The organism is Lewinella sp. IMCC34183, from assembly GCF_003390915.1.
Taxonomy (GTDB): domain Bacteria; phylum Bacteroidota; class Bacteroidia; order Chitinophagales; family Saprospiraceae; genus Neolewinella.
The window spans coordinates 197,724-224,580 of record NZ_QMEM01000003.1 but is presented as its reverse complement, the minus strand read 5'-3'; the positions used below and the strand labels follow the sequence as shown (position 1 = coordinate 224,580).

The 26,857-nt window shown below is 65.4% G+C and carries 20 protein-coding genes and 1 pseudogene; 6 read left to right on the top strand and 15 right to left on the bottom strand.

All coding sequences use genetic code 11. From position 1 onward, the window contains the following. Window positions 1-53 precede the first annotated feature (53 nt). Window positions 54-746 carry a hypothetical protein gene (locus DQG19_RS08470; RefSeq protein WP_116125826.1) on the top strand — a complete coding sequence of 231 codons (693 nt, stop codon included), beginning with the start codon at window positions 54-56 and terminating at the stop codon, window positions 744-746. On the opposite strand, the gene DQG19_RS08465 is transcribed toward DQG19_RS08470, so the two are convergent. Together DQG19_RS08465 and DQG19_RS08460 are read right to left on the bottom strand one after the other, a co-directional pair. Beyond that, the gene (locus tag DQG19_RS08465) at window positions 743-2,707 is read right to left on the bottom strand and encodes a hypothetical protein (protein ID WP_116125825.1); all 1,965 of its coding nucleotides are present in this window, start codon (window positions 2,705-2,707) and stop codon (window positions 743-745) included. The genes DQG19_RS08470 and DQG19_RS08465 overlap by 4 nt on opposite strands. 205 nt (window positions 2,708-2,912) lie before the next feature. Then, window positions 2,913-4,307, bottom strand: a pseudogene (locus tag DQG19_RS08460) (Nramp family divalent metal transporter); the annotation flags it as partial. Window positions 4,308-4,392: 85 nt separating this feature from the next. Here DQG19_RS08460 and dcd point away from each other — a divergent pair. Continuing rightward, window positions 4,393-4,929, top strand: a complete 537-nt coding sequence (gene dcd, locus DQG19_RS08455; protein ID WP_116125823.1) for a dCTP deaminase — start codon at window positions 4,393-4,395, stop codon at window positions 4,927-4,929. Between the two features lie 34 nt (window positions 4,930-4,963). Further along, the gene (gene prmC, locus DQG19_RS08450) at window positions 4,964-5,809 is read left to right on the top strand and encodes a peptide chain release factor N(5)-glutamine methyltransferase (protein WP_116125822.1); all 846 of its coding nucleotides are present in this window, start codon (window positions 4,964-4,966) and stop codon (window positions 5,807-5,809) included. On the opposite strand, the gene DQG19_RS08445 is transcribed toward prmC, so the two are convergent. Further along, a complete protein-coding gene (locus DQG19_RS08445) occupies window positions 5,806-7,077 on the bottom strand; it encodes a hypothetical protein (RefSeq protein WP_116125821.1) in 1,272 nt (423 codons plus the stop codon). The two genes, prmC and DQG19_RS08445, sit on opposite strands and share 4 nt — an antisense overlap. Window positions 7,078-7,353: 276 nt before the next feature. Here DQG19_RS08445 and DQG19_RS08440 point away from each other — a divergent pair, with 276 nt between their 5' ends. Then, window positions 7,354-8,190: a DUF4380 domain-containing protein gene (locus tag DQG19_RS08440; protein ID WP_157974407.1), complete on the top strand. Its 837-nt coding sequence runs from the start codon at window positions 7,354-7,356 to the stop codon at window positions 8,188-8,190. A 4-nt stretch (window positions 8,191-8,194) separates the two neighbouring features. Here DQG19_RS08440 and aceK read toward each other — a convergent pair whose 3' ends face one another. The 8 genes from aceK to rsfS form a co-directional block, all read right to left on the bottom strand. Continuing rightward, window positions 8,195-9,931 carry a bifunctional isocitrate dehydrogenase kinase/phosphatase gene (aceK, locus tag DQG19_RS08435; RefSeq protein ID WP_116125819.1) on the bottom strand — a complete coding sequence of 579 codons (1,737 nt, stop codon included), beginning with the start codon at window positions 9,929-9,931 and terminating at the stop codon, window positions 8,195-8,197. An 18-nt stretch (window positions 9,932-9,949) separates the two neighbouring features. Then, window positions 9,950-10,777, bottom strand: coding sequence for an MBL fold metallo-hydrolase (locus DQG19_RS08430; protein WP_116125818.1), 828 nt, complete (start codon window positions 10,775-10,777; stop codon window positions 9,950-9,952). Window positions 10,778-10,788: 11 nt separating this feature from the next. Next, window positions 10,789-12,123 carry an L-fucose:H+ symporter permease gene (gene fucP / locus DQG19_RS08425; protein WP_116125817.1) on the bottom strand — a complete coding sequence of 445 codons (1,335 nt, stop codon included), beginning with the start codon at window positions 12,121-12,123 and terminating at the stop codon, window positions 10,789-10,791. Window positions 12,124-12,130: 7 nt separating this feature from the next. Next, window positions 12,131-12,925, bottom strand: a complete 795-nt coding sequence (locus DQG19_RS08420; RefSeq protein WP_116126080.1) for an SDR family oxidoreductase — start codon at window positions 12,923-12,925, stop codon at window positions 12,131-12,133. Window positions 12,926-12,967: 42 nt separating this feature from the next. Then, window positions 12,968-14,032: a zinc-binding alcohol dehydrogenase family protein gene (locus tag DQG19_RS08415; protein WP_116125816.1), complete on the bottom strand. Its 1,065-nt coding sequence runs from the start codon at window positions 14,030-14,032 to the stop codon at window positions 12,968-12,970. Between the two features lie 63 nt (window positions 14,033-14,095). Next, a complete protein-coding gene (locus DQG19_RS08410) occupies window positions 14,096-16,675 on the bottom strand; it encodes a sigma 54-interacting transcriptional regulator (RefSeq protein WP_116125815.1) in 2,580 nt (859 codons plus the stop codon). 116 nt (window positions 16,676-16,791) lie between these two features. Continuing rightward, on the bottom strand, window positions 16,792-18,783 hold the full coding sequence (gene ftsH / locus DQG19_RS08405) for an ATP-dependent zinc metalloprotease FtsH (RefSeq protein ID WP_116125814.1): 1,992 nt from the start codon (window positions 18,781-18,783) through the stop codon (window positions 16,792-16,794). Window positions 18,784-18,848: 65 nt separating this feature from the next. Beyond that, window positions 18,849-19,241, bottom strand: coding sequence for a ribosome silencing factor (gene rsfS, locus DQG19_RS08400; RefSeq protein ID WP_232826464.1), 393 nt, complete (start codon window positions 19,239-19,241; stop codon window positions 18,849-18,851). 83 nt (window positions 19,242-19,324) lie between these two features. On the opposite strand from rsfS, the gene DQG19_RS08395 reads away from it, so the two are divergent. Then, complete coding sequence (locus DQG19_RS08395) at window positions 19,325-20,086, top strand: biotin--[acetyl-CoA-carboxylase] ligase (protein ID WP_116125812.1); 762 nt, start codon at window positions 19,325-19,327, stop codon at window positions 20,084-20,086. On the opposite strand, the gene DQG19_RS08390 is transcribed toward DQG19_RS08395, so the two are convergent. Further along, window positions 20,087-22,831 carry a prolyl oligopeptidase family serine peptidase gene (locus DQG19_RS08390; RefSeq protein ID WP_116125811.1) on the bottom strand — a complete coding sequence of 915 codons (2,745 nt, stop codon included), beginning with the start codon at window positions 22,829-22,831 and terminating at the stop codon, window positions 20,087-20,089. Window positions 22,832-22,923: 92 nt separating this feature from the next. On the opposite strand from DQG19_RS08390, the gene DQG19_RS08385 reads away from it, so the two are divergent. Then, the gene (locus DQG19_RS08385; protein ID WP_116125810.1) at window positions 22,924-24,258 is read left to right on the top strand and encodes a gluconokinase; all 1,335 of its coding nucleotides are present in this window, start codon (window positions 22,924-22,926) and stop codon (window positions 24,256-24,258) included. On the opposite strand, the gene DQG19_RS08380 is transcribed toward DQG19_RS08385, so the two are convergent. From DQG19_RS08380 to pyrE, 3 genes are read right to left on the bottom strand one after another with little or no spacing between them, the layout of a single operon-like run. Further along, window positions 24,255-25,067 carry a hypothetical protein gene (locus tag DQG19_RS08380; RefSeq protein WP_116125809.1) on the bottom strand — a complete coding sequence of 271 codons (813 nt, stop codon included), beginning with the start codon at window positions 25,065-25,067 and terminating at the stop codon, window positions 24,255-24,257. The two genes, DQG19_RS08385 and DQG19_RS08380, sit on opposite strands and share 4 nt — an antisense overlap. Window positions 25,068-25,078: 11 nt before the next feature. Further along, the gene (locus DQG19_RS08375; RefSeq protein ID WP_116125808.1) at window positions 25,079-26,164 is read right to left on the bottom strand and encodes a M42 family metallopeptidase; all 1,086 of its coding nucleotides are present in this window, start codon (window positions 26,162-26,164) and stop codon (window positions 25,079-25,081) included. Between the two features lie 29 nt (window positions 26,165-26,193). Next, window positions 26,194-26,841, bottom strand: a complete 648-nt coding sequence (gene pyrE / locus DQG19_RS08370; protein ID WP_116126079.1) for an orotate phosphoribosyltransferase — start codon at window positions 26,839-26,841, stop codon at window positions 26,194-26,196. Window positions 26,842-26,857 lie beyond the last annotated feature (16 nt).

The window sequence follows — 26,857 nt, the reverse complement described above, 5'->3', positions numbered from 1 at the left end:
CCCCGCCGCACCCGCGGCCCCGCACAAGCGATGCGACTGCCCGTTTGCATACCATGAACCTTACTTTCCACCTGACCTCCGTGACCTCCGAACCGCTGCTGCAACTGCCCGGCGACTGGACGACCGACGACTACCGCAAGCTGCTCGACCTCACCGAATACGGCGACACCACCGCCCTGTCCGATGCCGAACTCAAGGAGATGGCGTATATGTCGCTTGCCGACCTGCCGAAACCCGAAGCCGCCGAGTTGCTGATCCGCTACGTCTTCCCCGAAGACGCGCTCACCCCCGGACAGATCCAGAACTCCAGCCACGAGATGGATACCGAGCGCCTCTGGGAAGAGTACCCCGAGCCTAAGCACCACCGCAATTTCTTCCGCGTCGGCAGCCTTCTCTACGCGGCCTACAACGGCGGCCACCCCAAGCCCGACGGCCACCGCCTGATCGTCGACGTGGCCGGCCCCGGTAAAGCCGCCGAACTGCTGGCCGATCCGGACCCCGCCCTGGTCCTGCGTCTGCTCGCACCGGCCATGGACGGTCACGCCCTGCTGCACCGGCTGTACGAGGACGAGCTCGCGGGGACGGACTTTCCGGCGGCCCGGCACATCCTCTACCGGGTGGCTTCGGAGCCGACCGGCGAGGGCGCCCACCGGCTGACGATCGATAGTACCGACTACTGGCTGGATGATTTCAATCCCGCCGGACCCTACGAGGTAACCGCGGCACCCGACGGGGAAGCGGATTAGTACTTCACTATGCGGTAACGGGCCCCGCCGTCGACGAGCACGTAGTACACCCCGGCTTCCTCGTCCGGGAGCGTGAGCCGGTCGTTGGCGGGAATGCGCCCGGAAGCCACGGCACGGCCCGCCTCCGTAAGGATGGTGTAGCTACGTCCGCGGTACTCCCGTGGCAGGTTGACCCGGCCCGGCGTCGGGTTCGGGAAGACGCCGTGTGCGGGGCCCTCCCGCTCCAGGACGATCACTTCCGATAGCCTGCTGCTGCCGTCGCGCTCTACCATTCGCAGCCGGTAGTGGCAGGTGGCGGACGCGGGGTCGCGGTACGCGTAGGTCGGGCCTCCGTTCGGGGTGACCGTGGCGAGCAACGACCACTCGCGGCCGTCCGTGCTGCGCTCCACCTGGTAACCCGCCAAGTCCGCTTCGCCGGCGACCGTCCAGTGCAGGAGATTGTGGGTAGTAGTTACCGTCCCCCTAAACTCCAGCAGGGTGACCGGCAGCGCCGTGGTGGGGGCGAAGGTGGGCACGAAGCGGAGCACGGTGATCGACGTGGCCGGCAGGGTCAGGTTGGCGGTGGAGGCCCGGAAGGAAACGGGATCCTCCTCGGTGATGGCCACCTCCGTAGCCGTGGGGTCGGTGCCGGCAAGGACAAGGTGCTCGGCTTGGGGAGGCGCGAAGTAGTTGTCCAGGCTCAGGACGACCGGCCGGTCGTCGGTGTCCTTGTTGACCAGGAAGATCGTCAGGGCGCTGTTGTCCTCCCGGCGGGTGGCGAAGGTGCGGACCCGGGCGGAGGAGACGGTAGCTACGGTTTCGTCCAGTAGTTCCCGGGTCAGCAGGGAGAGGGCGGTGCCGCTGGCGTTCAGTTCGTTGAGGTCGGTAAAGAGGTCGGTGGGCAGGTGGCCGGCTACGTCCGGATCGATCCACCGCGAATTCCAGAACAGCGTCTGCGTCACGCGGTCGTCCTCCAGCATCTGCCCCATGATGTCGAAATTGGCGAGGGCCTGTCCCAGGTTGTTGCCGCTGTCCCAGGGGTTATTCTGGTCAAAGGCGTAGGCCGATACTTCCGTCATCATGATGAACAGCTTATCGCGCACGTCGGCGTCGGGCAGTTCGTCGATGGCATCCTGGGCGCGGTCCACGGCGCGGCGCGGGTCGAGGTTGCCGTCGCGGTAGTCGGCGTAGGTCCGGAAGCCGTAGGCGGGGTAGGTATGCACGTCGAGCCAGTCCACGTCGTCGGCGCACTCGGCCAGCGCCAGCCGGAAGTCGTTCGTGGTGTGTCCGTTGATGCCGACCAGGATGTCGGGGTCCACGGCCTTCATGGCCCGGGCGAATTCCGCGGCGTCCCTGCCGTAGGTCGTGAAGCCGGGGTTGTCGCCGGCGTAAGTGGTGCCGTTCCAGGTTTCGTTGCCGAGCGTCCAGTACCTGATCCCGTAGTCGTGGGTCACGTTGGCGTACTCCACCCACTTCACGGCCATATCGAGGGCCTGCTCGCGGCTCAGCGCGGTGCCCCCGGCGCCCGCCGGCTTGTACATGCCGTCGAAGGCCACCACGATGATTGGCTCGGCGCCGGTGGCCCGGCAATCGGCGATAAAGTCATCGAAATTATAGTTGTTCGCGGACCAGGTACCGGCGGCCCGGTCCCAGAAGCGGGAATCGTTGGCGGGCCAGTCGTCGGGGCCCGTGCGGAGCAGCCCGGAGGTGGCGGGGTCGTCGTAGGGCGGCGCGGCCCAGGCGTAGACGTCGGACTTCTCCCCGCCGGGAAAGCGCAGGGCCCGGAAGCCCCCCGCGCTTACCGCCTCGGCTAGGGTACCGGCGCGTTTCGGTCGGTTGGCGTCGTCGTCGGTGAAGGTGTTGAGGTTGAGGCCCAGGGGCACGGAGCGTACGTCGCGGAGGATGTGGGTGGGGTTGACGGAAAGGGAGTCCTGTCCGGTGAGCACGGCGGTGCACAGGACCAGCAATAGCGCGAAACGCATTACGGCAGTTATTTTTCAGATGAGAGACGGGCGGCGGGTCAAACAGGACGACCGCTGCCAAAACCTGAAGTGTTAACGCACAATACGCCCAGGTAGTACGGCGGCGGCGCGCGGGTGCGAGGTAAAGCCGAACCGGGCCACGCCGGTTGGCGCAGGGCAGGGCAGGGCCCGCGGGTCAGGAAGGGCGGCGCGCGCGGCCGTCTACCGGGCGGAAGATCAGGTACAGCAGCAGCCCCAAGGACGCAGCCAGGGCAGGCACCACCGTGACCCAGAGCACCCACGCCCGCGGGCCCGCCGCCGCCAGCCAGCCCGCGACCTCACCGAGGACCAGCTGGACGTTGAGGGCCACGATCACCGCGGTGATCAGCCAGGCCAGCACCCGCACAGGCAGGGAGATCGCGAAGTCGCCCATGGTCGCCCGGTCCGACACGAGGTGAATCAGCGGGACGATCGCGAAGCCCAGCTGCAGGCTCAGGAGTACCTGGCTGAAGATCAGCATGGGACCCGTTTCCTCCTCCCCGTAAATATAGATGACCAGAAAGGCCGGCACCACGGCAAGCAAGCGCGTGAGCAGGCGGCGTAGCCACGGCTGGAGGCGCAGGTGGAGGTACCCTTCCATTACGATCTGTCCGGCCAGGGTACCGGTGATGGTCGAGCTCTGGCCGGCGGCGATCAGGGCGATCGCGAAAAGGGTAGGGGCGAGCTCTGTGCCCAGCAGGTTGCTCAGCAGCCGGTGGGCGTCCTGGATCTCGGCCACGTCGTAGAGCCCGTTGCGGTGGAAGGCGCTGGCCGCCAGGATGAGGATGGCGGCGTTCACGAAGAAGGCCAGGTTCAGGGCGATGGCCGAGTCGTAGAAGTTGAAGCGGATCGCGCGGCGCAGCGCCTCCGGTTCGCCGCCGAACCGGCGGGTCTGGACGAGGGCGGAGTGGAGGTAGAGGTTGTGGGGCATCACCGTGGCCCCGATGATGCCGATGGCGAGGTAGAGCGCGGCAGCGTTGGGGATCCCCGGCACGAAGCCCCGGGCGATCTCTCCCACGTCGGGGCGGGCCAAAAACATCTCCACCACGAACGCGCCGCCGATGACGGAGATCAGCACGATGATGAAGACCTCCATCTTGCGCATCCCCGACCGCTGCAGTAGCAGGAAGAGCAGGGTATCGAAGACGGTGAGCCCGACCCCCCAGAGCAGCGGTAGCCCGGTCAGTAGCTGCAGGCCGATGGCCATGCCGAGGATCTCCGCCAGGTCGGTGGCCGCTATGGCGACCTCGGCCAGGGCATACAGTACGAGGTTGACGGGGCGGGGGTAGGTGGCCCGGGAGGCCTGCGCCAGGTCGAGCTTGCGGACCAGGCCGAGCCGGACGCTGAGGCTCTGCAGCAGCAGGGCCATCAGGTTGGACATCAGCAGCACCCAGATGAGCCGGTACCCGAAAGCGGAGCCGCCGGCGATGTCGGTGGCCCAGTTGCCGGGGTCCATGTAGCCGACGCTGACCAGGTAGGCCGGACCCATGAACGCAAGGAGGCGGCGGAAGGGCGACTTTTTACCGTCGGTGTCTACGGAAGCGTGGACCTCCTGAAGCGATTGCCGGGTATCGGGGTGCATGCGCGGAAAGCGGAATTTCTGCTCAGACGCGCCGGCGCGAATCGGTCACCGGTGGAACCAGATTCGCTTGTCTTACCTTTGCGCCATGATCTGGAGCGATAAAAAGATTCTGGCCGCCATGGAGCTGGGCGACATCGTGATCCGGCCCTTCGACCGGTCCAACCTGGGTACCAACAGCTACGACGTGCACCTGGGGCGCCACCTGGCGCGCTACAAGGATCACATCCTGGATGCCCGCCGCCACAACGAGATAGAGGAGATGGAGATCGGCCCCGAAGGATTCGTCCTGCACCCCAATACCCTCTACCTGGGCGTCACCCAGGAATACACGGAAACCCACAGCAGTGTTCCCTTCCTGGAAGGCAAGAGCAGCGTGGGCCGGCTGGGGATAGACATCCACGCCACCGCCGGCAAGGGCGACGTAGGCTTCTGCAACCACTGGACCCTGGAGATCTCCTGTACCCACCCCGTGCGGGTCTACGAAGGCATGCCCATCGGGCAACTGATCTACTTCGCCGTCGAGGGCGACATCGAAAACTACTACAACAAGAAGCCCAACGCCAAGTACAACCGCGTGAGCGACCGGCCGATGGAGTCGATGATGTGGAAGAACGAGTTTTGAATCACAAATTTTAAATGTAGAATTTAAAATTTACGTGCGCACCGACGATCTGACCAAACACATTGCCCGCGAACTCAAACCCCTGCTCGGCGGGGGCGAGGCCGCCTCCGTCACCCGCCTGGTCATGGAGGACGTCTTCGGGTACCGGCAGGGCAACCGCTCCCGCATCCTGAGCCAGGAGGAGGAAATCCTTTCGTACACCATCCTGAACCGCCTGCAGCGCGGGGAGCCCGTACAGTACGTGACGGGCATCGCCGACTTCTACGGCCTGCAACTAAAGGTGACGCCCGACGTGCTCATCCCGCGTCCCGAAACCGAAGAGCTGGTAGAGTGGATCCTGGAAGACTACCCCCCGGAATCCATCTGCACCGTAGCCGACCTCGGCACCGGGTCGGGGTGCATTCCCCTCGCGCTGAAGGCCCGGCGGCCGGAATGGGACTGCCTCGGTATCGATCTCAGTGAGGAAGCGATCGCCGTGGCCCGGGAGAACGCCGAGATGCTCGAGCTGCCCGTGACCTTCGCCCGCGGCAACGTGCTGGAGGAAACCCTCACCGGCGACCGCTACGACGTCATGGTGTCCAATCCGCCCTACATACCGCCCTCCGAACGTGCCCGCATGGATGCCTCCACCCTCGAGCACGAGCCTTCGCTGGCGCTCTTCGTGCCCGAGGAGGACCCCCTGCTGTTTTACCGCCGCCTGGCCGAGCTGGCCGCCACGGCCCTCCGCCCCGGCGGGCAACTGTACTGCGAGACCAACGAATACAACAGCGAGCAGGTCCTCCGGCTGTTCCAGGAGGCCGGTTTCGACGGCGTTATCCGCCGCCGCGACCTGCAGAAGAAGTGGCGTATGGTCCGCGCCGCGCGTGCCGCGGAGGCCTAGGCTTCCACGAGGCCCAGGTCCGTCAGGACGCTCAGCGGCCGGAGCCGGTAGCCGTCGAATTCGGCGAAGAGCGACAGCGGTGCCCCCCCGCTGACCGCCAGCAGGCGGTAGAATCCCGTGAAGTCCGGGGTCACCGGCAGGGCGTAGCCTTCCGCGTCCACCAAGGTAGCTCCCCCGGGGCGGTCGCGTACCGGGCGGACGGCCCCCAGGTACACCGGGTACTGCTGCAGCCACGGGTTTACGGCCAGCGCCCGGCGGTAGTTAGCGACCATTTCCGTGAAGTTGGGGTAGCCCGTGAGCCCGTCGTAGGGCCGCCCGCCGGGACGGGGATCGGGAAAGACTCCCCGCTGCGGGTAGCTGCCGGGGTAGTAGTGTACCCCCCCGGTGAAGCTGGCCGAGAGCGGCCACGACTGCTCGAAGGGGAACTCTCCGAAGGCGTAGTCGAGCAGCAGGGCGTACCGGCGGCTCCGCTCGCCCCGCAGCCACACCCGCCGGTAACGCAGGCGATCCTCCACGCCGGAGACCGTACCGAGCACCAGCCAGTGATCTTCCCGGGCCGGGCGGCCCAGTAGCTCGTCCTTCTTGGTCGTGATGCCCGCATACTGGTAGAGCTCGTCGCGCCGCTCGGGCGAAAACTCCTCCCGGATGCGCCAGGCCCGCACGAAGAGGTAGAGGTCGGCCAGGGTGCGCGCTATTTCCGCCTCGGTGCCTTCCGTGCCGATGCCGGCCAGGCGTCGGACGCGACCGGCCGGGCCGGGCAGTTTGGCATCCGTCAGGCGGGTGGCCATGTCCAGCCAGGCATCCTCGCCCTGTCCGACGGTATCGGCGATGCCCCGGCGGGCCACGTCGAGCAGGCGCAATTCCAGCTCGTCGACCCCTTCGGTCATCAGTTCCAGGCGGGCGGCCAGCCGGTCGTCGGCCTTGGGGGCATCCTTGACGACGCGCGGCGCCTTCTCGGCACGGAACTGCACCGTCCGTACCCAGTCCGGCGGCTGGCCGACGGTGAGGCGGTCGGAGTTGTTTTTGAGCAGCAGCACGAGGGCCAGCCCGTGGGCGCAGGGCCGCGCCCGGGCCCGGCAGCTGCATACGAATCGGCCGCGTACGACCTGCACCGCCGATTCCACGGGCCGCTTGCCGCCCACGTCGAACTCGCCCCAAATCCACTCGCCGTCGCCTCCCAGCAACCGCCACCGCCGGCTGTAGAACAGCCGGCGCCCGGCCTCTAGGGTCTTGGCGTCGGGGGAGAGCTGAAGCAGGTCGTCGATCATGGGGCGGGAAAGATAGCGGCTGCCCCACAAAAGGGGCGTCCCCGCCTGAAAGGAGGAAACGCCCGAGAACAAAGCATCATTGCTATCAAAGGAGTGGTGTGGCAAACGCGCTCCGGCTGGCGGCACATACCGGCCAGCCAGGGCACTCATTTGGCGGTTTATACCCGGAGATCGCGATTCGTTACACATCGCGGGCGGGGGCGGGGCCGTAGCCCGTTCCGGCTGCTATATTTGGCAAAAGATCGCCATGCATCAACCCCTCCAAATCCCGGCCCCGTGACGACACCCGCTCTCCACTACCCGTGGCTGTTACTGTTTCTGCTGCCCCTCTGCACCTGCGCCCCGCCGGCGGGAGAGCGCACCGACGGCCCCCTCACCCTCACCCGCGACTCCCTGTCGCTGACCGTCGATCCGGCCCGGGGGGGACGCATCGTCAGCCTCCGCTACGGTACTACCGAATTGCTGCAAACCGACGCCGACAGCGCGGGCTACACAACGGGCAGCGTGGCCTGGACCTCTCCCCAGCGGGACTGGAACTGGCCCCCACCCGCCACCTTCGACCGGGACCCGTATACGGTGCAGCAGGTGGAGGACTACTCCGTGCTACTCATCAGCGCCCGCGATTCCCTGACCGGCCTCCAGTTGCAGAAGCGCTACCGCCTGGGACCGGATTCCGACGTGGGGCTCACCTACTGGCTCACCAACCAGGGCGACAGTACCATCGCCGCAGCGCCCTGGGAGGTGACGCGACTGCCCTACGCCGGCACCCTCACCTTCTTCTCCGATTCGGTGCGCTTCGAGCCGCCGGCCGACTTGCTGGAAAGCCGCGATTCGCTCCATACCCTATACCTCGACGACCGCCACACCGCTAAGGGCAAACTTTTCGCCTCCCTCGACAGCATTCCGGCGGTGTACGTCCGCGACGGACTGGTCCTGGAGAAGCATACCGTGGTCACCGACTTCTACCGGGTGGCACCCGAGCACGCTCCCCTGGAGATATACATCGACCCCGCCCGCGGCTTCGCCGAATTCGAGCTGCAGGGAGACCTGCGTACGCTGGGCTACGGCGAGACGACTACGCTGCGTACGCGGTGGGTGGTGCGGAGGGAGTAGGGGGTCACTGCAAAAACCGCCAGTCCGTCCGGTACGGAAAGACGTCCATGATCTCTCCGGCCTGCAGGCGGCGCTTCACGTCGTTCCAGAAGTCGGCGTCGAAGATCTGTCCGTGCTGCTCGCGCAGGTAGGTCAGGTAGGGGCCGGCGCGCATCAGGAAGCCGGGAAACTCCTCGGGGAAGATGTCGCGCGGCCCGACGTAGTACCAGGGGTGGGAGGCCATCTCCTGCTCCGGGGTCTGGGGTTCGGGCAGGTGGCGGAAGTTGCAGTCGGTGACCAGCTCGATCTCGTCGTAGTCGTAGAAGACCACGCGGTGCACGCGGGTCACGCCGAAGTTCTTCAGCAGCAGGTCGCCCGGGAAGATGTTGGCGGCCGCCAACTGCTTGATGGCCCGGCCGTAGTCGCGCAGGGCCTTTTCCGCCATGGGCGGCTCCGCGGTCTGGAGGTAGAGGTTGAGGGGCGTCATCTTCTTCTCCACGTAGACGTGGGAGAGGAGGACGGTATCCCCGGCTACGGTCACCTTCTGCGGGGCGGTCCGCTGCAGTTCTTCCAGGCATTCCGCGCTGAAGCGTTCCCGGGGCAGGGCCAGTTTTTCGAAGAGGTAGCTGTCGGCCATGCGGCCCACCCGGTCGTGGTGCTTGACGAGCTCGTACTTCTGCCGTACGGTTTCGGCGGTGACCTGCTTGGGCGGCGCGAAGTGATCCCGGATGACCTTGAATACCATATTGAGCTGTGGCGTGGTGAATACGTACATCACCATCCCCGCGATGCCCGGTGCGCTCACGAAGCGCTCGCTCTCTTCCTTCCGCGTTCGTTTGAGGTGACGGAGCAGCTCGCGGTAGAAGACCGTTTTGCCGTGCTTCTCGAAGCCGATGGCGTTGTAGAGTTCGCTCACCTGCTTACTCGGCATGAAGGTGTTCAGAAAGTCGACCATGTCGCTCGGCACGCTTATATCGGCCAGGAAGTAGGAGCGGTGGTAGCTGAAGATCGACACCACCTGATCTGCCTCGAGCAGCAGGGCGTCGATGAGGATGCCGCGGCCGTCGGGGTGGCGGACGGGCAGGACGAAGGGGTGGACCTCCTCTCCATCGAGCAGCCGGCCCACGACATACGCCGACTTGTTGCGGTAGAACACCGAGGTGAGTATCTCCAGCCGGTCGGCGCCGCGGGTGGGGTGGGCGGCCCAACGCTTGGCGACCAGCCGGACGTCCCGGGCGCGGTCGTCCCAGGGCGCGTCGAAGGGGAAACGGTCCAGGACTTCCTCCACCACGTCGGCCAGGTCGCGCCCCGTGAGCGCGTAGTCGTAGCTGATGGCCGACAGGCCCTGGTGCTCGCGGTAGCTGCCCGTCCGCAACACGAACATCACGGCCGGGTCCGCCCCGATACCGGAGGCAAAGCGGTATACGGAGTTGAAGAAGGTTTCGGCGATGTTGCGCGTATTGAAGTGGGCGATCTCCTCGGCGAAGGCCTCGCGCACCCGGCCCCAGAAGGCATGGCCGGTCGCCGTGCCGGTGGTCAGATGATTGAGCTCTCCGGTGGTCCGGCTTACCTCCTCGCGGTACAGGGCAATGCGGCTGCGGGCGTCGGCCTGGGTACCGTGCCAGTCGCGGGCCTCGAAGCGCAGCCGCGCCCGCTTGGTGATCAGCTTGAAGCGGTAGTAGTAGTCCATGTAGCCCTTCAGGATGCGGTGGGCGACTTCGTAGTGCAGGAGGGCGGGGAACGCAGGTGCGGAGGGGTCCATGGGGGGCGTGACTTGGGTTCAGCGGGGGAAGGCGGCCACGTGCTGCCGCATCAGCTCCTCGTTGCCGGCGTGGAACGTGCGCATGACCCCGGGGAAGCGGTAGCGGGTAAACAGCCGGTCGAGGTCGAAGGGCGTGCCGCGGCGGATACTTTCTTCCAGCTCGTCGAGGTAGGCGCGGGATTCGGTGAGGCGACGGCGCATCTCCGCCGGGTCGTCGGTGCTGTCGCCGTGCCCGGGGACCAGCGTGCGCACGACGCCCGATTCGATGATCGTCTCCAGCCGGTCGAGGGTGGCCCGGTACTCCGCGACCGAGTGGTAGACGTAGGGGAACTCCACGTTGCTCAGGTAATCGCCCACGGCCAGGATGCCGCGCGTCCGGTTGAGGGTGATCACGCCGTCCGGGTTGTGGCCGGGGGCGGGGTAGAAGACATAGTCGTCGGAGCCGAGCCGGCGGTTGGTTTCCGCGGCCGGCAGCGGGATGTCGATCCGGGGGTACTCGGTCGGGTAGGGGCGGGTGACGTAGTACGCATCGTCGAACTCGCGGATCTGCCGCAGGGGGTCATCGGGTTCGGGGTTGGCCACGAAGGCGGCGGATGCCAGCGTACGGTAGCCCGGAAACCGCCCGTAGCCGATGATGTGGTCGTAGTCGGAGTGCGTGAAGAGCAGGTAGCGCTCGCGCCCGGCTGCAAGTTCACCGGCGGCCGCGGCGATCTCTTCCACCTCGCCGGGCAGCCAGGTGGGGTCGACCAGGAGCAGGTGGTCCGGCCCGGTGATCAGTAGGCTGACGGTCTGGAACAGGGCGCTCTCGAAGAGCAGGTAATCGGCGGTACGGCGCAGGAGGGGCATGGCGGTGGCGATCAGCCCGGATCGGGCGGGGCCGGTACGGGAGCGTTCGGCCAGTGACGGAATACGCGGTAGCCGTAGCCGGCCACGACCGCGAAGCAGAGCAGGGGCAGCACGAAACTGAAGTTCACTTCCGGGACGCCGAGCAGGCGGGCATCCGTGTAGCCATCGCCGCCCACGTCCAGGATCAGGCCCTGCAGGGTGGGCATCAGCGCGCCGCCCACGATACCCATGACGAGGAAGGCCGCGCCGAACTTGGCGTCCTCACCCTGCCCCTCGAGGGCGATGCCGTAAATGGTCGGGAACATGATGGACATGAAGAAACTGATCGCCACGAGACTGTAGAGCCCGGCCTGCCCTACCACGAAGATGGTCAGCAGGGTCATCGCCATGGCCCCCAGCGCAAAGTAGAACAGTAGGTGGCCGCCGCTCAGGAACTTTAGGGCGTAGGTGCCTACCCAGCGGCCGACCAGGAAGATCACCAGCGCCGAGATGCCGTAGGGCACGGCGTCGGCGTTGGAGATGCCGATCGATTCGGCGTACTGGTAGATGTAGGTCCACACCATGATCTGGGCGCCCACGTAAAAGGTCTGGGCCACCACGCCACCGGCGAAGCGGGGTTGCCGCCACAGGCGCCGGATGGCCGGCATGATCCCGAGCTCCCGCTGCGTGTGCGCCTTCTCCGGCATGTCGACCACCAGGAACAGCACGAGCATGGCGATGACGGTGACGCCGAGTAGAACGTACGGGTCGCGGATCACCTGCAGGTCGGCGTTGCGTACGATCGCCTGCGCGCCGGCGTCCAGGGCGGCGTAGGCTTCGCCGCCCAGCTCCTCCACCTGCAACCGCGACAGGATGAACTGCTTGGCCACGATGAGGCCCCCGAGGGCTCCGATGGGATTGAAGGCCTGCGCGAGGTTGAGGCGGCGGGTAGCCGTCTCCTCGGCCCCCAGCGACATGATGTAGGGACTGGCGGTGGTCTCTAGGAAGGCGAGACCGAAGGTCAGGATGTAGAGCGACAGCAGGAAGAAGGTGTAGCTGGCGTAGGCCGCGGCGGGGTAGAAGAGGAGCGCCCCGGTGGCGTACAGCGCCAGCCCCAGGATGATGCTCTTTTTGTAGGAGTACCGCTTGGCGAAGATGGCGGCCGGCAGCGCCATGGTAAAGTAGCCGAAGTAGAAGGCGAACTGCACCCAGGAGGCGCGGAAGTTATCGAGCTCCAGTACCTTCTTGAAGGCCGACACCATCGGATTGGTGATGTCGTTGGCGAACCCCCACAGGGCAAACAGGGAGGTGACGATGATGAAGGGAACAAGTACGGACCGGGCGACTACGGGGGCGGAAGTGGACATGTACGACTTAGGCTTGGGTGAGAAGGGCGCGGTCGAGGTGGACGTATCCCCCGTCGACGAAGACCAGTTGCCCGGTGGTGTGGGAAGACAGTTCCGAGAGCAGGAACACGGCCGTATTGGCGATCTCCTGCGGGGTCGTCATGCGGTTACCGAGGGGGATGCGGTCGGAGATGGCGCGCAGTTTTTCCGGGCCGTCGTCGAGGGTTTCGATCCACTCCTGGTAGGCGGGGGTGTAGCATTCGGCGATCACGATGGCGTTGCACCGCATCCCGTGGGGCACGAAATCTACGGCCCACTCCCGCGTCAGGGCCAGCACGCCCCCCTTGGCCGCGGCGTAGGCCGATGTGCCGCCCTGGCCGGTGAGGCCCACCTTCGATCCGATGTTAAGCACCACCCCCGCCCGCTCGCGCAGGTGGGGAAAACAGAGCTTGGTGAGCAGCCAGTAGCTGGCCAGGTTGAGGCGGAGGCTGTCCAGGAAGTCGTCCAGGGAGCCCGTCAGGCCGATCCCGTCGTTCACGCCTACGTTATTGACCAGCCCGTCCAGGCGGCCGTACCGCTCCACGATGGTGGCCACGGCGGCGGTCAGCTGGGCCTCGTCGGTGACGTCGGCGGCTACGAAGCAGGCGTCGGCGCCGGCGTCCTGCAATTCGTGGACGAGGGCGTGGCCGCGGTCGCTCCGGTCGATGATCGCCGGTCGGGCCCCCTCACGGGCGAGGGTGCGGACGATCACTTCGCCGATACTGCCGAGTTTGCCGGCACCCCCGGCGATCACGATTACTTTTCCGTCCAGTTTGGTATCCATCGGGTGAGCCTTACGCGCTGATTCCGCCATACGGCGGGTCCGTCAAGGTAGGGGAATTCCCCCGACTTCCGCCCCCGCTACCGGGTGGTCGCGGTCGTCCCAGTGGACCATAGCCTTTACCACGCCGGTTTCCGGCCGCAGCCAGGCGTCAAAGTGGCCGATGAGCTCTGAGTAATGCACCGAATGGGTAATGAAGCGGTCGGTGGGGAAACGGCCCTCCGCCAGCTGGTCGCGGACGTAGATGAAGTCGTCGCGGGTAGCGTTGCGGCTGCAGAGCAGGCTGGTTTCCTTGGCGTGGATCTCGGGGTGGTTGAAGGTGAGGTCGCCGCGGCTCAGCCCCACCAGCACGTAGCGGCCGCCGTGGGCGAGGTAACGGACACCGCTCTCCAGTGCCGCCGGGTGGCCGGTGGCATCGAATACCACGGGGGCAAGCTCACCGTCGGTCAGTTCCGTGACGCGGGCGACCGCGTCGGGTCCGCCTACGACGGTCTCCACGCCGTCGATGGCTTCCCGCGCGAAGGCCAGCCGGTCGGTATTGGTGTCGATGCCAATCACCCGGCAGCCGCGCAGCCGCGCCAGGGCCAGCAGGCCGATGCCGATGGGGCCGCAGCCTACGACCACTACGGTCTCCCCCGCCGTGGCCGCCGCGCGGCGCAGGGCGTGGGCGCCGATGGCCAGCGGCTCCACGATCGCCGTCTCGTCGTGACTAAGGGGGCCGGCGGCAAGTAGCAGGTCCACCGGGACCACGATGCGTTGCTGCATACCGCCGTCGGCGTGTACCCCGAGTACCCGCATGTGGCGGCAGCAGTTGGTTTTGCCGGCCCGGCAGGCGATACAGTTCCCGCAGTGGATGTAGGGCATGACGATCACGCGGTCCCCGACCGCTAAGCCGGTACCGTCGCCGATGGCCTCGATCTCGGCGGAGAGTTCGTGGCCCAGGATGCGGGGGTAGGTGAAATAGGCCTGGCGGCCGGCGTAGGCGTGCAGGTCGGTGCCGCAGATGCCGACGCGCCGGATACGGAGCAGGGCCTCGCCGGGGCCCGGAGTGGGTACCGGGCGCGACTGAAGTTCGAAATGGCCGGGTTCGCGGCAGACGATTACGTTCATACCGGCAAGGTACCGATCGCTTCCCGGAATGGGGAGGGAACACCGCACCTGCGCTCCGCGCCGCTAGCCCGTAAACTTGTTGCGGTCGATGCCGAGCTTGTTCATCTTCGACATCAGGGTACGGCCGTTGAGGTCGAGCAGCTCGGCCGCGCCACCCGGACCGGTCACCTTACCCTTGGTACGCTTCAGGGCCTCGATGATGTACTGCTTCTGCATGGTTTCGAAGGGGACGATGCGGTCGTTGCGGAAGGAAATGTTTTCCTCGCCCCGGTCCGTCCGGCGAAGGGCCCGTAGGCTGGCCGACAGGTTGAGGGTGCTCGAGGTAGAGGTGATGACCGCCCGTTCCACCAGGTTGATGAGCTCGCGGACGTTGCCCGGGAAGTCGTAGGCTTCGAGCACCTCGATGTCGCGGGGGTTGATGTGGGTGATGTTGCGGCCCATGCGGTCGGAATACACCTTGGCGAAGTGCTTGATCAGCACGGGGATGTCCTCCTTCCGTTCGCGCAGCGGGAGGTTGTGGATGGGAAAAACGTTGAGGCGGTAGAAGAGGTCCTCCCGGAAGGTTCCCTTGGTGATCATATCCTCCAGGTTCCGGTTGGTGGCGGCGACCACCCGCACGTCGACGTTGATCGAATCCGTGGAGCCGATCCGCTGGATTTCCCCTTCCTGGAGCACGCGCAGCAGCTTGGCCTGCATGTCGAGGGGCAGCTCGCCGATCTCGTCGAGGAAGATGGTGCCGCTGTCGGCCAGTTCGAACTTGCCCTTCTTCTGGGCGAAGGCGCCGGTGAAGGCCCCTCGCTCGTGCCCGAAGAGCTCACTCTCAATGAGGTTTTCGGGCAGGGCCGCGCAGTTTACGCTGACCATGGGCTTGCGGCTGCGCTTGCTGAACTTATGGATCGACTGGGCCAGCAGCTCCTTACCGGTACCGGTTTCGCCGGTCACGAGTACCGTGGCGTCCGTATCGGCCACCTGGGCGATCTGGGCGAGTATGCGCTGGTACTTGCGGGAGACGGTGATGATGGCCCCGCCGGTATTCACCTGCTCGATTTGCTCGCGGAGGGTTTCGTTCTCGCTCTTCAGCTGCTTGGTGAGCTCGTCGACGCGGCGCTTGGTCTTCTGCAGCTTGCGGCGGTTATTGTACTGCAGGGTCACGTCGCGACAGATGAGGCAGAGGAAGCGCTGGCTACCGGCCTCCACCTGCGCGAAACGTACCTGGAGGGTACGGTCGTCGCCGCTGGGCGTGGTGTAGATGTAGTCGGTGGCCGCGCGGGTGCGCCCGTCGATCTTTTCCTGGCGGATGTCGGCCAGGGCCGGGATCTGCAGGTCGGACATCAGCTCCTCGATGGGCATGCCCTCGATATCCAGGCTGGTCTTGCGGCTCAGCTTACGGCGGGCGGCCTCGTTGAGGAGGGCTACCCGGTTGTTGGAATCCAGCCAGATGACCCACTCGTCCAGGGCGTCGAGGGTGGTGGCGTGTAGCTGGAGGTTTTCCGAATACTCGTCCTGGTGGCTGCTATCGCGGTGAATAACGAGCATGTACTCCCCCTCCTCGTTGCGGAAGTAATGCATCCGGGCGGCTACCTGCCGGTACCCGCCATCTTTGACGCGGATGTCGGCAACCGTTTCGAAATAGCGCTGGTCCCGCAGTCTGGCGTAGACCGTTTCCAGTGATTCCCGCTGCTCGGGATTGACGAGCAGGGAGGTGGGGGCGTTGACGAGCTCCCTCCGGGAGAAGCCCGTCAGCTCCAGGGCCTTGTCGTTGGCGTAAATGATCTTCCGGTCGGCAAAGGATACGACGAAGGTGCTCTCAAGCTGCTGGTCGAGTGCCTGCCGGAAGAGTTCTTCGCCCGGGCTACGGACCACCGCGGGCTGTCCGTGGGGGCCGTCCGCGCTGGTCAGCGTACCGTAGATTTTATAGACCTCGAGTTCATTCTCGACCGAGCGGGCGCGGATCAGGTACTCCGCGGGCTCACTGTGGTGGTCGAAGGTGGCCAGGTCCAGGATCACCTTGATCTCTTCCTGGCCGGCGGCACGCTTGAGGCGCTTGTACTTGCTACGAACTTCTTCGTAGACGTCGCCCATCAGCTTGCCCTGCAACACCTTAAGGAATTCGGCGGCCCCGTAGAAGCTCCGGTCGGGCGGCAACTGCAGCCAGGCGCGGATCTGGGAAGAGAGGTAAACCTGGTTGGTGGTAAAGTTGACCTCCCAGCCACCGATGTTTGCGTCTTCCTGTACGGCCTCCAGCAGGTCGGCGTCGCGGCGACCGGCCTCCGTGGCGGTGAAGACGATGAGGCAGAGCTCCGGGTCGATGCTGTAGATATCGAAGCCGGCCCGGCCGCGGACGGTGAAGAGCTTTCCATCCTGGTTGACGAACTCGGTTTCGAGCACCTCGGAGTTATTCTCCTGCAGGCGCGTCCAGAAGCGCTTCCACCCCAGCATGCTGAAGTGGGGGTTGATCTCGAAGTAGCTGGTCCGCTGCAGCGCCTTGGTGGAGTAGCCCAACAGCTTGGCGGCGCTCTCGTTGCCGTACTGTACCCGACCCGTCTCGTCAACCCACAGCACGCCCTCACTGACCATGTTGAAGGCATCCTGGTGCAGCTGCAACAGGGCGTCGACGGAGGAAGCTTGTTCTGCTAGGTTCAAGTTAAAGACGACTACAAATGACTAGGCTTGGTGAAGATAACAAAAAGGAATACCACAATGGCCCCCGAAACCGAGTCCGGGAGCCATTGTGACAAATTCCTGTATGCCGCCGGTCTCTAGGGCATCACTTTCCCGTTGTTGTTGGGATCGTGTGAGTTGTCGACCACACCGGCCCACTCCTGGAAGCCTTCCTCGGCGTCGGCGGGGCGGGGGCCGATCATCTCCTCGAGGTCCTTGCGGCTGAGCACCTCCTTCTCCAGCAGGGCCTCGGCCAGCAGACCGACTTGTTCCCGTTTGGCCATGAGAAGCTGCTTGGCACGCTGGTACTGACTGTCGAGCAGGGCGCGTACCTGATCGTCGATCAGGGTAGCGGTATCGTCGGAGTAGGGCCGCTGGTAGGTGTCGCGGCTCATGCCGTAGAAGCTTACCTGGCCGACGTCCTTGTTCATGCCGTAAACGGTGACCATGTCGTAGGCCATTTTGGTGACCTTGTCGAGGTCGTTCTGGGCACCGGTACTGATCTTATTGAAGACCACTTCCTCGGCCGCGCGACCCCCGAAGGTCATGCACATCATATCGAGCATTTGCTCGGTACGGGTGATGTACTGCTCCTTGGGCAAATACTGGGCATAGCCGAGAGCCGCGACACCGCGGGGGACAATGGTCACCTTCACGAGGGGCATCGCATGCTCCAGGAACCAGCCGCAGATGGCATGGCCCGCTTCGTGGTAGGCGATGATCTTCTTCTCTTCGGGATTGATGAGCTTGTTTTTCTTCTCCAGTCCGCCGATGACCTTGTCGAGGGCGTAGTTGAAGTCGTCCAGGCCGATGGAGTCCTGGTTGCGGCGGGCGGCGATGAGGGCGGCCTCGTTGCAGATGTTGGCGATCTCGGCACCGGCAAAGCCGGGGGTCATTTCGGCGAGCACGGGTGCGGTGACCGTGTCGTTGACCTTGATGGTCTTGAGGTGGACCTTGAAGATGGCCTCCCGTCCCTGCAAGTCGGGGCGGTCGATGCCGATCTGCCGGTCGAAGCGGCCGGGACGCAGCAGGGCCGAGTCGAGTACGTCGGGACGGTTGGTCGCGGCCATAAGGATGACGCCCTTATCGGTGCTGAAGCCGTCCATCTCTACCAGCAACTGGTTGAGGGTATTCTCCCGCTCGTCGTTGCCGCCTTGCATGTTGGCGCGGCCACGGGCGCGGCCGATGGCGTCGATCTCGTCGATGAAGATGATACAGGGGGCCTTCTCGCGGGCCTGCTTGAAGAGGTCGCGGACGCGGCTTGCGCCGACCCCGACGAACATCTCCACGAAGTCGGAGCCCGACATAGTGAAGAAGGGTACGCCTGCCTCACCGGCTACGGCCTTGGCGAGCAGGGTTTTACCGGTACCCGGAGGGCCTACCAACAGTACGCCCTTGGGGATCTTGCCGCCGAGGGCGGTGTATTTCTTGGGGTTCTTCAGGAAGTCGACGACCTCCATCACTTCCTCCTTGGCCTCGTCGAGACCGGCCACGTCGGCGAAGGTGATGTTCACCTTGCTGTTCTGGTCGAAGAGGGTAGCCTTGGACTTGCCGATGTTGAAGATCTGACCGCCGGGGCCGCCGCCGCCACTACCGAGGCGCCGCATCAGGATGATCCAGATGAAAGCGATGACGGCCAGGGGGAGAAGCCACTGGAGGGCGGTGCCGATGTAGTCGGCTTGTTTCTCCGAGTTGACGCGGACGCGATCGCCGAAGGCCACGCCGGCCTCGTCGTAGGCCCGGTCCACGAAATTCGTAAAGGTGCTGGCGTCGGTGACTTCCAGGTAGTAGTCGTAGCGGCTGCCGCCCATGCTTTCGGGGGAGGCGTCCTGGTACTGCTCCAGGCTTTTCTTGTCGTCCTTGAGGTAGATCTCGGCGCGCTCGCCGTTGACCAGGGTGATCGAGGCTACGGCGTCATCCTTAATCATGCTGTTGAGGCGGTCCAGGTCGATCTTGCTCGAGGTCCCGGTGCCCCAGTTGGTGAGCACGAGGGCGAGCAGGACTACGGACATGATTGCGTAGATCCAGTAACTCTGGAACTTCGGTCCTCCGCTGTCGTCGGGCTTGTTATTCTGATTCTTTGCGCTCATATGTATTGGCTAACGTGCGGAAGGGGTTTTCGTTGGCTGTCCGCACACATTTAGGCTGGGGCGCCCTAGAGGGTTTCGTATTCTGTCGCAACCGCGTCGCTCCACAGATCCTCGATCTGGTAGAAGGCGCGGGTTTCGGGGTAGAACACGTGCACTACCGTATCGAAAAAGTCGAGGCAGACCCAGTTCGCAGGGCGGCTGCCAGTAGTGTTCTTGGTGTACTCGCCCAGCTCGTGCTTCATGCGCTTCTGGACGTTTTCGGCAATGGCCCGCACCTGGGTCGTGGATTCCCCCTCGCAAATGAAAAAGAACTCCGCGGGGCGGTCGTCCAGTTTCCTCAGGTCGAGGCGGATGATGTTTTTACCTTTGATGTCCCGGATGCTGTCCAGGATCACGTCGAGCCGCTGCCCCATCTCCGGGCCAATGGCGTTACGTGCTGATTTTGTGGATGTATTCAAATCAGGAATTTAGTATAATGAAGGTAGCAAAAAGCGTACCGAAAATCTTTCCCGCCCGGCTACCCAAGTGTAAATAAAACACGTTGCTCACTCCTAAAGTTGCCCGCCGCTTCGCCCGGGTCGACTCCACCAACGCCGCGCTCCTGCGCGACCTGGGCCTACAGCCCGACCTTCCTTCGGGTACCGTCTACCTCACCCGCGACCAGTCGGCCGGTCGCGGACAGGGCAGCAACGGATGGCACGCCACGCCGGGTGACAACCTGACGCTCAGCGCCCTCTTTCGGCCGGCCGATCTGTCAGCCGACCGGATCTTCGCGCTTACCCGGGCCACTGCACTGGCTGTGGCCGACGTCGTGCTGGAGCTGGCCCCGGCCGCCGCCGCGGACGTGCGCATCAAATGGCCGAACGACGTTTACGTGGGCGACCGCAAGGTCGCCGGGATCCTGATCCAGAACGGATTGCGGGGGAGCCGCGTATCCTGGAGCGTGATCGGCATCGGCCTCAACGTCAACGAGCAGCACTTTCCCCCCGAGCTCCGTTCCACCGCCACCGCCCTGCACGAGCTACACGGCGCTCCGCTGGACACTGACGGGGTACTGGAGCGGTTGCTGACCTACCTGGGCCGGCGGCTGGATACCCTCGATGCCGGGCGCTTCGCCGAGCTTCAGGCACCGTATCACGACCGCCTCTACCTGCGCGACCGCCCGCACACCTTCCTCCGCGTGGCGGACGACGTACGCTTCCGTGCGACGGTACGCGGCGTCGACGCTGACGGGCAGCTCGTGCTCGAGCACCCCGACGGACGCCGTGAGACGTTTACGCTCCAGAGCCTGCGCTTCCGCTAGTTATTCGCGGGCGGGCTCGAGGTTCTGCTCGATACCGCGCTCCAGGGGGCTAACGCCCTCCTTCATCCACTTGGGCATCGGGGCATCCAGCAGGTAGTAATCGAAGAATTGGCTCATCCGGGTCTGGAAATCGGCGCGGTTTGGGGCCTTGACCGGCCAGTGGGGCTCGCCGCGGTAGTTGAGGAACCAGGCGGGCTTGCCGAGGCGGCGCAGGGCGGTGAACCACTCGATGCCCTGGTACCAGGGTACGGCACCGTCTTCGTCGTTGTGCAGGATCAGTACCGGCGTATTCACCTTGTCGGTGAAGAACAGGGGGGAATTCTCCAGGTACCGGAGGGGGTAATCCCAAATGGTGCCGCCGATCCGGCTCTGCGTACGCTCGTACTGGAACTGCCGGCTGGCCCCGCTTCCCCAGCGGATACCGCCGTAAGCCGAAAACATGTTGACGACCGGGGCGCCCGCCTCGATGGCGGCGAACAGATCAGTCTTGGTGGCCAGGTAAGCGGCCTGGTACCCGCCCCAGCTGTGCCCCTGCAGGCCGATGCGGTCCTTGTCCACGAAACCCTCCATCAGCAAAGCGCTGATGCCGCTCATCACGCAGTTGTAGGCGCTTTCGCCGGGGTAGCCCTCGCGGTAGATCACGTCGGGGTTGAAGATCACGTAGCCATGGCTGGCGTAGTGGGGGTAGTTGATCGAGGAGCGTCCGGGAACCGGGGTACGGTGACGGAACACACCCTCACTGCTGCGCTCATAGAAGTTGACCATCATCGGGTACTGCTTCGTGGAGTCGAATCCGGCGGGCTTCACCAGGAGGCCACGCAGCTCCCGCCCTTCGTGGTCGATCCAGCGGTACTCTTCGATGGACCCCCATGCGAAGTCACCCTGCTGCGGGTTGGCGTCGGAGATCACCTCTCCCGGCTGCCCGAGGGCGTCGGTCACGCGCAGGTTGGGAAAGTCGGCGTAGCTCTCGCGGGTGAAGAGGTAGCGGTCGGCGGTGCGGGCTTTGCGGAAGTTGCCATAGGTGTAGGGGCCGGTGGCCAGGACCTCCAGCTCCCCGTCGGCGTCGAGGCGGGCGTAGCCGCCGTAGTAGTCGCTGTCGCGCTGCAGGCCCAGCAGCAGGGTTTCCTCGAGGGCCTCCCTTTCGGGGTTGAGGTCGTAGTAGCGGTAGCTGGTGCTGTCTTCCCGGCCCCGGGTCAGGCGCTCGGCCTGCCCGCCGTCGGGATCGAGGAGCCAGAGGTCGTAGCGGTCGTAGATGACCAGGGCGTCGTCGTTCTCGGTCCACCCGGCCACGCCGTAGGGGTAGGGATCCATAGGGCGGTCGTTGAGTTCGTCGTAGAAGGTGCCCAGTTCGTTCGAGGTCAGGTCATTGACTTCCCCCGATGCCACGCTGAACGCCCGGTAGAGGCTGTCCACGGGGTTGTACCAGCTCACGTACTTCCCCTCCGGCGACCACTGGAAGAAGCCCGGCTCGGCGGTGGCCACGGGGGTACGCCGGCCGTTCTCCAGGTCCACCACCACGGCGTCGCGGGCGGCGGGCCCGCCGGTCCACATGGTTTCCTTGCTGTAGGGGGTGTCGGTGTACAGCAGGACGTAGTGTCCGCGCCCCTCGGCGGGGCGGCTGGTCTCCGGATATTCGGGGGTGGCCAGCTGCTGGAACTTGTCGACCCCGGTTCGGTAGACGGCTAGGTAGGTGAACTTGCGGTCCTGGGCCAGCTGATTGTTCTGCTGGGTGTAGAGCAGGGGGTCTTCGGTGGTCCAGACCTCTACGTCGGCCAGTTCGCTGGCTATATCGTTGCTGTCGAGCTCGGGCCGCCGCGGTGTGGTGCCGAAGAAGAGGTACTTGCCGTCGGCGCTGAATTCGGGCCGCCGGTCGTCGCTGATGCGGTAGCCCCGGGGCAGCCAGGCCATGTCGCGTCCGGTAACCATGTAGGCGGAGTCGCTGCCGGCCGACCAGTAGTGGAGGTGGAAGGGGGGCTGCTTTTCCTCCTTCTTGCTTTTTTCACTGCTCAGGAAGGCCACGTGGTCGCCGTCGTAGCTGACGTTGAGGCCCGCGAAGTGGGCCGGCCCCTCGCTCAGGGTCTGCCACTCGAGCTGGTTGGGGTCGACCCGGAAGATGCCGTCCGACCAGGTGCTGTCCTTGGCCGTGCGCCGGGCCACCACGATGGGCGCGTCGCGGGCCACGCGGAATTCCATCACCCCCTCGAGGTAGAAGCTGTCCGGCTTGGTGAACCGCCGCACCACCAGCCGCCGCGCGTCCTTGTCGAGGTCCTTGCGCAGGCTGTCGGGCAGCAGGGAGGCGGTGGTGTACGCGAATACCTGGGAAGACCGCTCACTGAGTTTCACGTCGTACACCTCGGGGTAGTAGGTCGGCGCGGGGGAGTTGAGGTCCCAGACCAGCAGTGTATCCCGCTTTTTAAGCTCGTCGCCTTTCTCCGCCCGTTTGTAGTGCAGGACGGTGTCGCGGGAGGGCTTCAGCGTACCAACCAGGTAATTGCCGTCGTAGGTGAGGGTAGCGCCGTGCAGCCGCGGGAACCGGCGTTCGCTGCCGTCGGCTACCGAGCGCACGACGGCCACCGGGTCGCCCACGTCGGGGGTGAGGGTGTAGAGCACGTGGGAGCCATCGGCGCTCAACTGTTCGCGCTCGATTTCCATCCAGGCCTGCATATCGGCTACGCTGATGGCTTTCTGGGCGGTGACGCGGGTGCAGAGTAACAGGGCAAGGCAGAAAAGAATCGGGTAGCGCACGGCAGCGGGGTTGGTTGCCCGTAAATATACGCCGGCCCCGCAGGGAAGCCACGCCCGGCGGCGGGTGTCTGTCACTTCGCTACCTTTGGCCCATGCCCGCTGCCCCTTTATACCTCGGACTCGATCTGGGGACGACCTCTGCCAAAGTATGTGCCTTCGCCGAAGACGGCCGCCTCGTGGCGGAGCGCAGCGGCGGCTACGAGCTGTTGCAGCCGGAACCGGGGGCGGCCGTGCAGGACGCTGACGGCATTGTGGCCGTGGCCGAACGGATCCTTACCGACCTGCTCGCCGAACTACCCGACGCGCCTGCCGGCCTGGGTATTAGCTGCCCCATGCACGGCGTACTGCTGCTCGACGCCGACCGCCGCCCCACCGGGCCGGCCATCACCTGGGCCGATACCCGGGCCCAGGCCGTGATGCGGGAGTTCGATACGGACCAGCGGCAGGCCCTGCTGCGCCGCACGGGTACCCCCGTACATCCGATGTCGCCCCTGGTCAAGCTGCGCTGGCTCTCGCGCTTTCACCCCGACCGGATCGCGCAGGCTGCCTACCTCTCGGATATCAAGTCGTACCTGGTCGACCGCTGGACCACCGACGGCCCGCTGCTCGACGAACAACTGGCCAGTGCCACCGGCCTGCTCGATCTCCGGCGACGGGACTGGGACGAGGAAGCCCTCCGCCTGGCCGGCGACGGCCAGCGGCTCCCCCTCCGCCTCCCCGGACTGGTACCGGCCCGCCGCCGCCTGCACTGGCGTCCGGAGGTAGCGGAGCGCCTCGGTGCCCGCGACCTGCCTCTCTGTATCGGCGGCTCCGACGGCTGCCTGGCCAACCTCGGCAGCGGGCTGCTCGAACCGGGCAAGGTGTCACTAACCATCGGGACCAGCGGAGCGGTACGCGCTACCCACCGGGGCGACAGCAATACGGGCGGCGTGCAGCTGTTCAACTACCTCCTCTACGACGATTACTTCGTACTGGGTGGGGCCACCAACAACGGCGGCAAGGTACTGGAGTGGACCTACGAGCTGCTCCGCGGCCACTTCGACGACATCGGTACCATGATCGAGGCCGCCGCCGCGGCCCCCGATTCGAGCTTACGCTTCCGGCCCTTCCTGAACGGCGAGCGGGCCCCCATCTGGGACGCCCTGGCGACCGCCGCCTTCGAGGGACTTCGCGGCGACCATACCCCCACCGACCTGGCCCGCGCCGTACTGTTGGGCGTGACCGACAACATTATCGAGATCCTCAAGCAGGTAGAGCAGGCCACTTGCCGGTCGGAGGTCATCTACGCCAGTGGGGGGTTCACCCGCTCGCGCGGCTGGGTAGAGCTGCTGGCGGCCCGCGCCGATCGCCACGTGGAGATCGCGCATACCCCCCAGGCCAGCGCCTACGGCGCCGCCCTGATGGCGCGGATGGCGGATCGCGATTAGGTGAACAGCAACAGCCCCAACGGCGGGAGGAAGAGCATACCGTTGACGGCCACGGCAAAGAAATCTTCTCCCCGGTCCGCGGTCGTCGCCACCCCGATGCCCACGGCTGCGAGATAGGCGACCCCCAGGCCCGCGCCCGCGTCGGCGGGGTAGCGGGCAAAGGAAACCAGGGCACAGGCCACCAGAAGTCCCAGCGCCAGCCCGCGATTGAGGGCCGGATGCGCGCCGGCCAGGGTACGGACGCCCTGTCGCCGGTCGAGGCCGACATCACGCAGGTCGAAGAGCAGGGCCACGGCAAGCGTGAAGGCAAAGCGAAGGAAAGGTTCCACCGGTCGGGCGTGCACCGAAAAGGCGGGAAAAAGATCGGTCATGAAGGTCCACGCCAGTGCTACCCACACCACCTTGAGGAAGGGCAGGTCGCGCAGCCGCGGTCCGCCTGGATACAGCGGGATGAGGTAGAAGCAGGTGAAGGGCAGGGCGAATACCACCGGCCAGAAGGCCCGCAGCGGAAAGGTGAAGACCAGTGCGAGCGAGGCCAGCAGGGCGACCACGCCCACGCCCAGCGACAGGCCGGGGTGAAGGGCGACCACGCGGTAGCGGCGGCCGTCGGGCTGCCCGCCCGCCCGCCGGAAGCTGAGCAGCCGGTGCAGGGTATAGACGGCCAGGGTAGCGCAGCCCACGAAGAGGTGGGCGGCGTGCAACCCGGGGTCACCCGTAGCCAGGTAGGTGGACTGCCAGGCAAGGGCCGCCGCCGCCAGCGCAATCCAGCCGTGGCCGTAGAAGAGCCAGTTGAGTACGGGATTGCGCATGGGCGGGGGTTCTACACCTCGAAGTAGTTAAAGCTCATACCGTCGTCGATCTTCAGCAGGCTCTGCAGGATCAACTCGATGACACCCTCGACGTCGCTCTTGGCGGCCATCTCCACGGTGGTGTGCATGTACTTCAGCGGCAGGCTGATCAGGGCCGAGGCCACGCCGCCGTTGGAATAGGCAAAGGCGTCCGTATCGGTACCCGTGGCACGGCTGCTGGCCTCCCGCTGGAAGTCAATGCCGTTCTCCTTGGCCGCGTCGATGATGAGGTTCAGCAGCTTATTGTGTACGGCCGGGGCGGTGGTCACGCTGGGTCCCTTACCGGTCTTCACGTCGCCGACCTTCTTCTTGTCGAGCATCGGCGTGTTCGTGTCGTGCGTCACGTCGGTCACGATGGCTACCTGCGGCTTGATGCGGTCAGTGATCATCTGGGCGCCGCGTAGGCCGACCTCCTCCTGTACCGAGTTGACGATGTAGAGGGTATAGGGCAGCTCGATCTCGCGTTCGCGGAGCAGGCGGGCCACCTCGGCGATGCAGAAGCCACCCATGCGGTTGTCGAGGGCGCGCCCGCAGTAGTAGCGGTCGTTCATCACCTCCAGCTCGTCGGGGTAAGTGATGACGCTGCCGACGTGGATGCCCATCTCGAGGACCTCGTCCTTGTCCTTGGCGCCGACGTCGATGAAGATGTTCTCAATCTTGGGCTGCAGCTTGGCGTCGTCGCCGCGGCGGGTATGAATGGCCGGCCAACCGAAAACGCCGCGGATTACTCCCTTGTCGCCGTGTACGTTGACCCGCTTGGAGGGGGCGATCATGTGGTCGCTGCCACCGTTACGTACCACGTAGAGGTAACCGCTGTCGGTGATATAGTTGACGAACCAGCTGATCTCGTCGGCGTGCCCCTCGATGACCACGCGGTAGTCGCGGCCCGGGTTGATGACGCCGTAGGCGGTGCCGTAGGTGTCGAGGCCGATCTCGTCGACGAAGGGGCGGACGTATTCGATCCAGCGTTGCTGCCCGGCGCTTTCAAAGCCGGTCGGGGAAGCGTTATTTAGATATTGGTGAAGAAAGGATTCAGAAGATTTGGTTAGAATGGACATTTGTGTTGTTCGTGTGAAAGTGGGAGCGTTCAGCGCTCTGGATGTTCGTAGGCTTCACTCCAGGCGCGGGGGTCGGTGCGCCAGTCGGCCAGCGTAGCGGCCTCGGAGTCGGTAATGCGTCTCAGGGCCGTGGCCTCTTCGACCAGGGTAGCGTAGTCGGAAAGCGTATGCAGTGGTACCTCGGCATTGTGGAAGGCCCGCTCCGCGGAGGGAAACTGGTAAGTAAAAATGGCCAGGGCACCGGCGGCCTCGCCGCCGGCCGCGCGGAGGGCATCGATCGCCTTGAGGCTGCTGCCGCCGGTGGAGATCAGGTCCTCCACCACCAGGTACCGCAGGCCGGGCTCCAGCCGTCCCTCGATCTGGTTTCGGCGGCCGTGTTCCTTGGCCGAGCTGCGGATGTAAATGAAGGGCAGGTCGAGCCGGTCGGCCAGGAGCGCCCCGTGGGGGATACCGGCCGTAGCCACACCCGCTATCCCCTGGATGGTTTCCACCGCACCTGCGGCCGCGACGAGAGCCTCCACGACCTGGTCGCGGATGGCGGGAAAAGAGAGGAGTACGCGGTTGTCGCAGTAGATGGGGGAGCGCAGCCCGCTTGCCCAGGTAAAGGGGTCGCTGGGCTGGAGCTTGACGGCGCCCACTTCCAGGAGGCTACGCGCGATTTGCCGGGATGTGTCCATACGTCGTAAATTTCGC

Bases quoted from the DNA above. Each gene is read 5' to 3' on its own strand.
- DQG19_RS08470 (WP_116125826.1), top strand. From the start codon at position 54: ATGAACCTTACTTTCCACCTGACCTCCGTGACCTCCGAACCGCTGCTG.
- DQG19_RS08465 (WP_116125825.1), bottom strand. From the start codon at position 2,707: ATGCGTTTCGCGCTATTGCTGGTCCTGTGCACCGCCGTGCTCACCGGA.
- dcd (WP_116125823.1), top strand. From the start codon at position 4,393: ATGATCTGGAGCGATAAAAAGATTCTGGCCGCCATGGAGCTGGGCGAC.
- DQG19_RS08445 (WP_116125821.1), bottom strand. From the start codon at position 7,077: ATGATCGACGACCTGCTTCAGCTCTCCCCCGACGCCAAGACCCTAGAG.
- aceK (WP_116125819.1), bottom strand. From the start codon at position 9,931: ATGGACCCCTCCGCACCTGCGTTCCCCGCCCTCCTGCACTACGAAGTC.
- DQG19_RS08430 (WP_116125818.1), bottom strand. From the start codon at position 10,777: ATGCCCCTCCTGCGCCGTACCGCCGATTACCTGCTCTTCGAGAGCGCC.
- fucP (WP_116125817.1), bottom strand. From the start codon at position 12,123: ATGTCCACTTCCGCCCCCGTAGTCGCCCGGTCCGTACTTGTTCCCTTC.
- DQG19_RS08420 (WP_116126080.1), bottom strand. From the start codon at position 12,925: ATGGATACCAAACTGGACGGAAAAGTAATCGTGATCGCCGGGGGTGCC.
- DQG19_RS08415 (WP_116125816.1), bottom strand. From the start codon at position 14,032: ATGAACGTAATCGTCTGCCGCGAACCCGGCCATTTCGAACTTCAGTCG.
- ftsH (WP_116125814.1), bottom strand. From the start codon at position 18,783: ATGAGCGCAAAGAATCAGAATAACAAGCCCGACGACAGCGGAGGACCG.
- DQG19_RS08385 (WP_116125810.1), top strand. From the start codon at position 22,924: ATGCCCGCTGCCCCTTTATACCTCGGACTCGATCTGGGGACGACCTCT.
- DQG19_RS08380 (WP_116125809.1), bottom strand. From the start codon at position 25,067: ATGCGCAATCCCGTACTCAACTGGCTCTTCTACGGCCACGGCTGGATT.
- DQG19_RS08375 (WP_116125808.1), bottom strand. From the start codon at position 26,164: ATGTCCATTCTAACCAAATCTTCTGAATCCTTTCTTCACCAATATCTA.
- pyrE (WP_116126079.1), bottom strand. From the start codon at position 26,841: ATGGACACATCCCGGCAAATCGCGCGTAGCCTCCTGGAAGTGGGCGCC.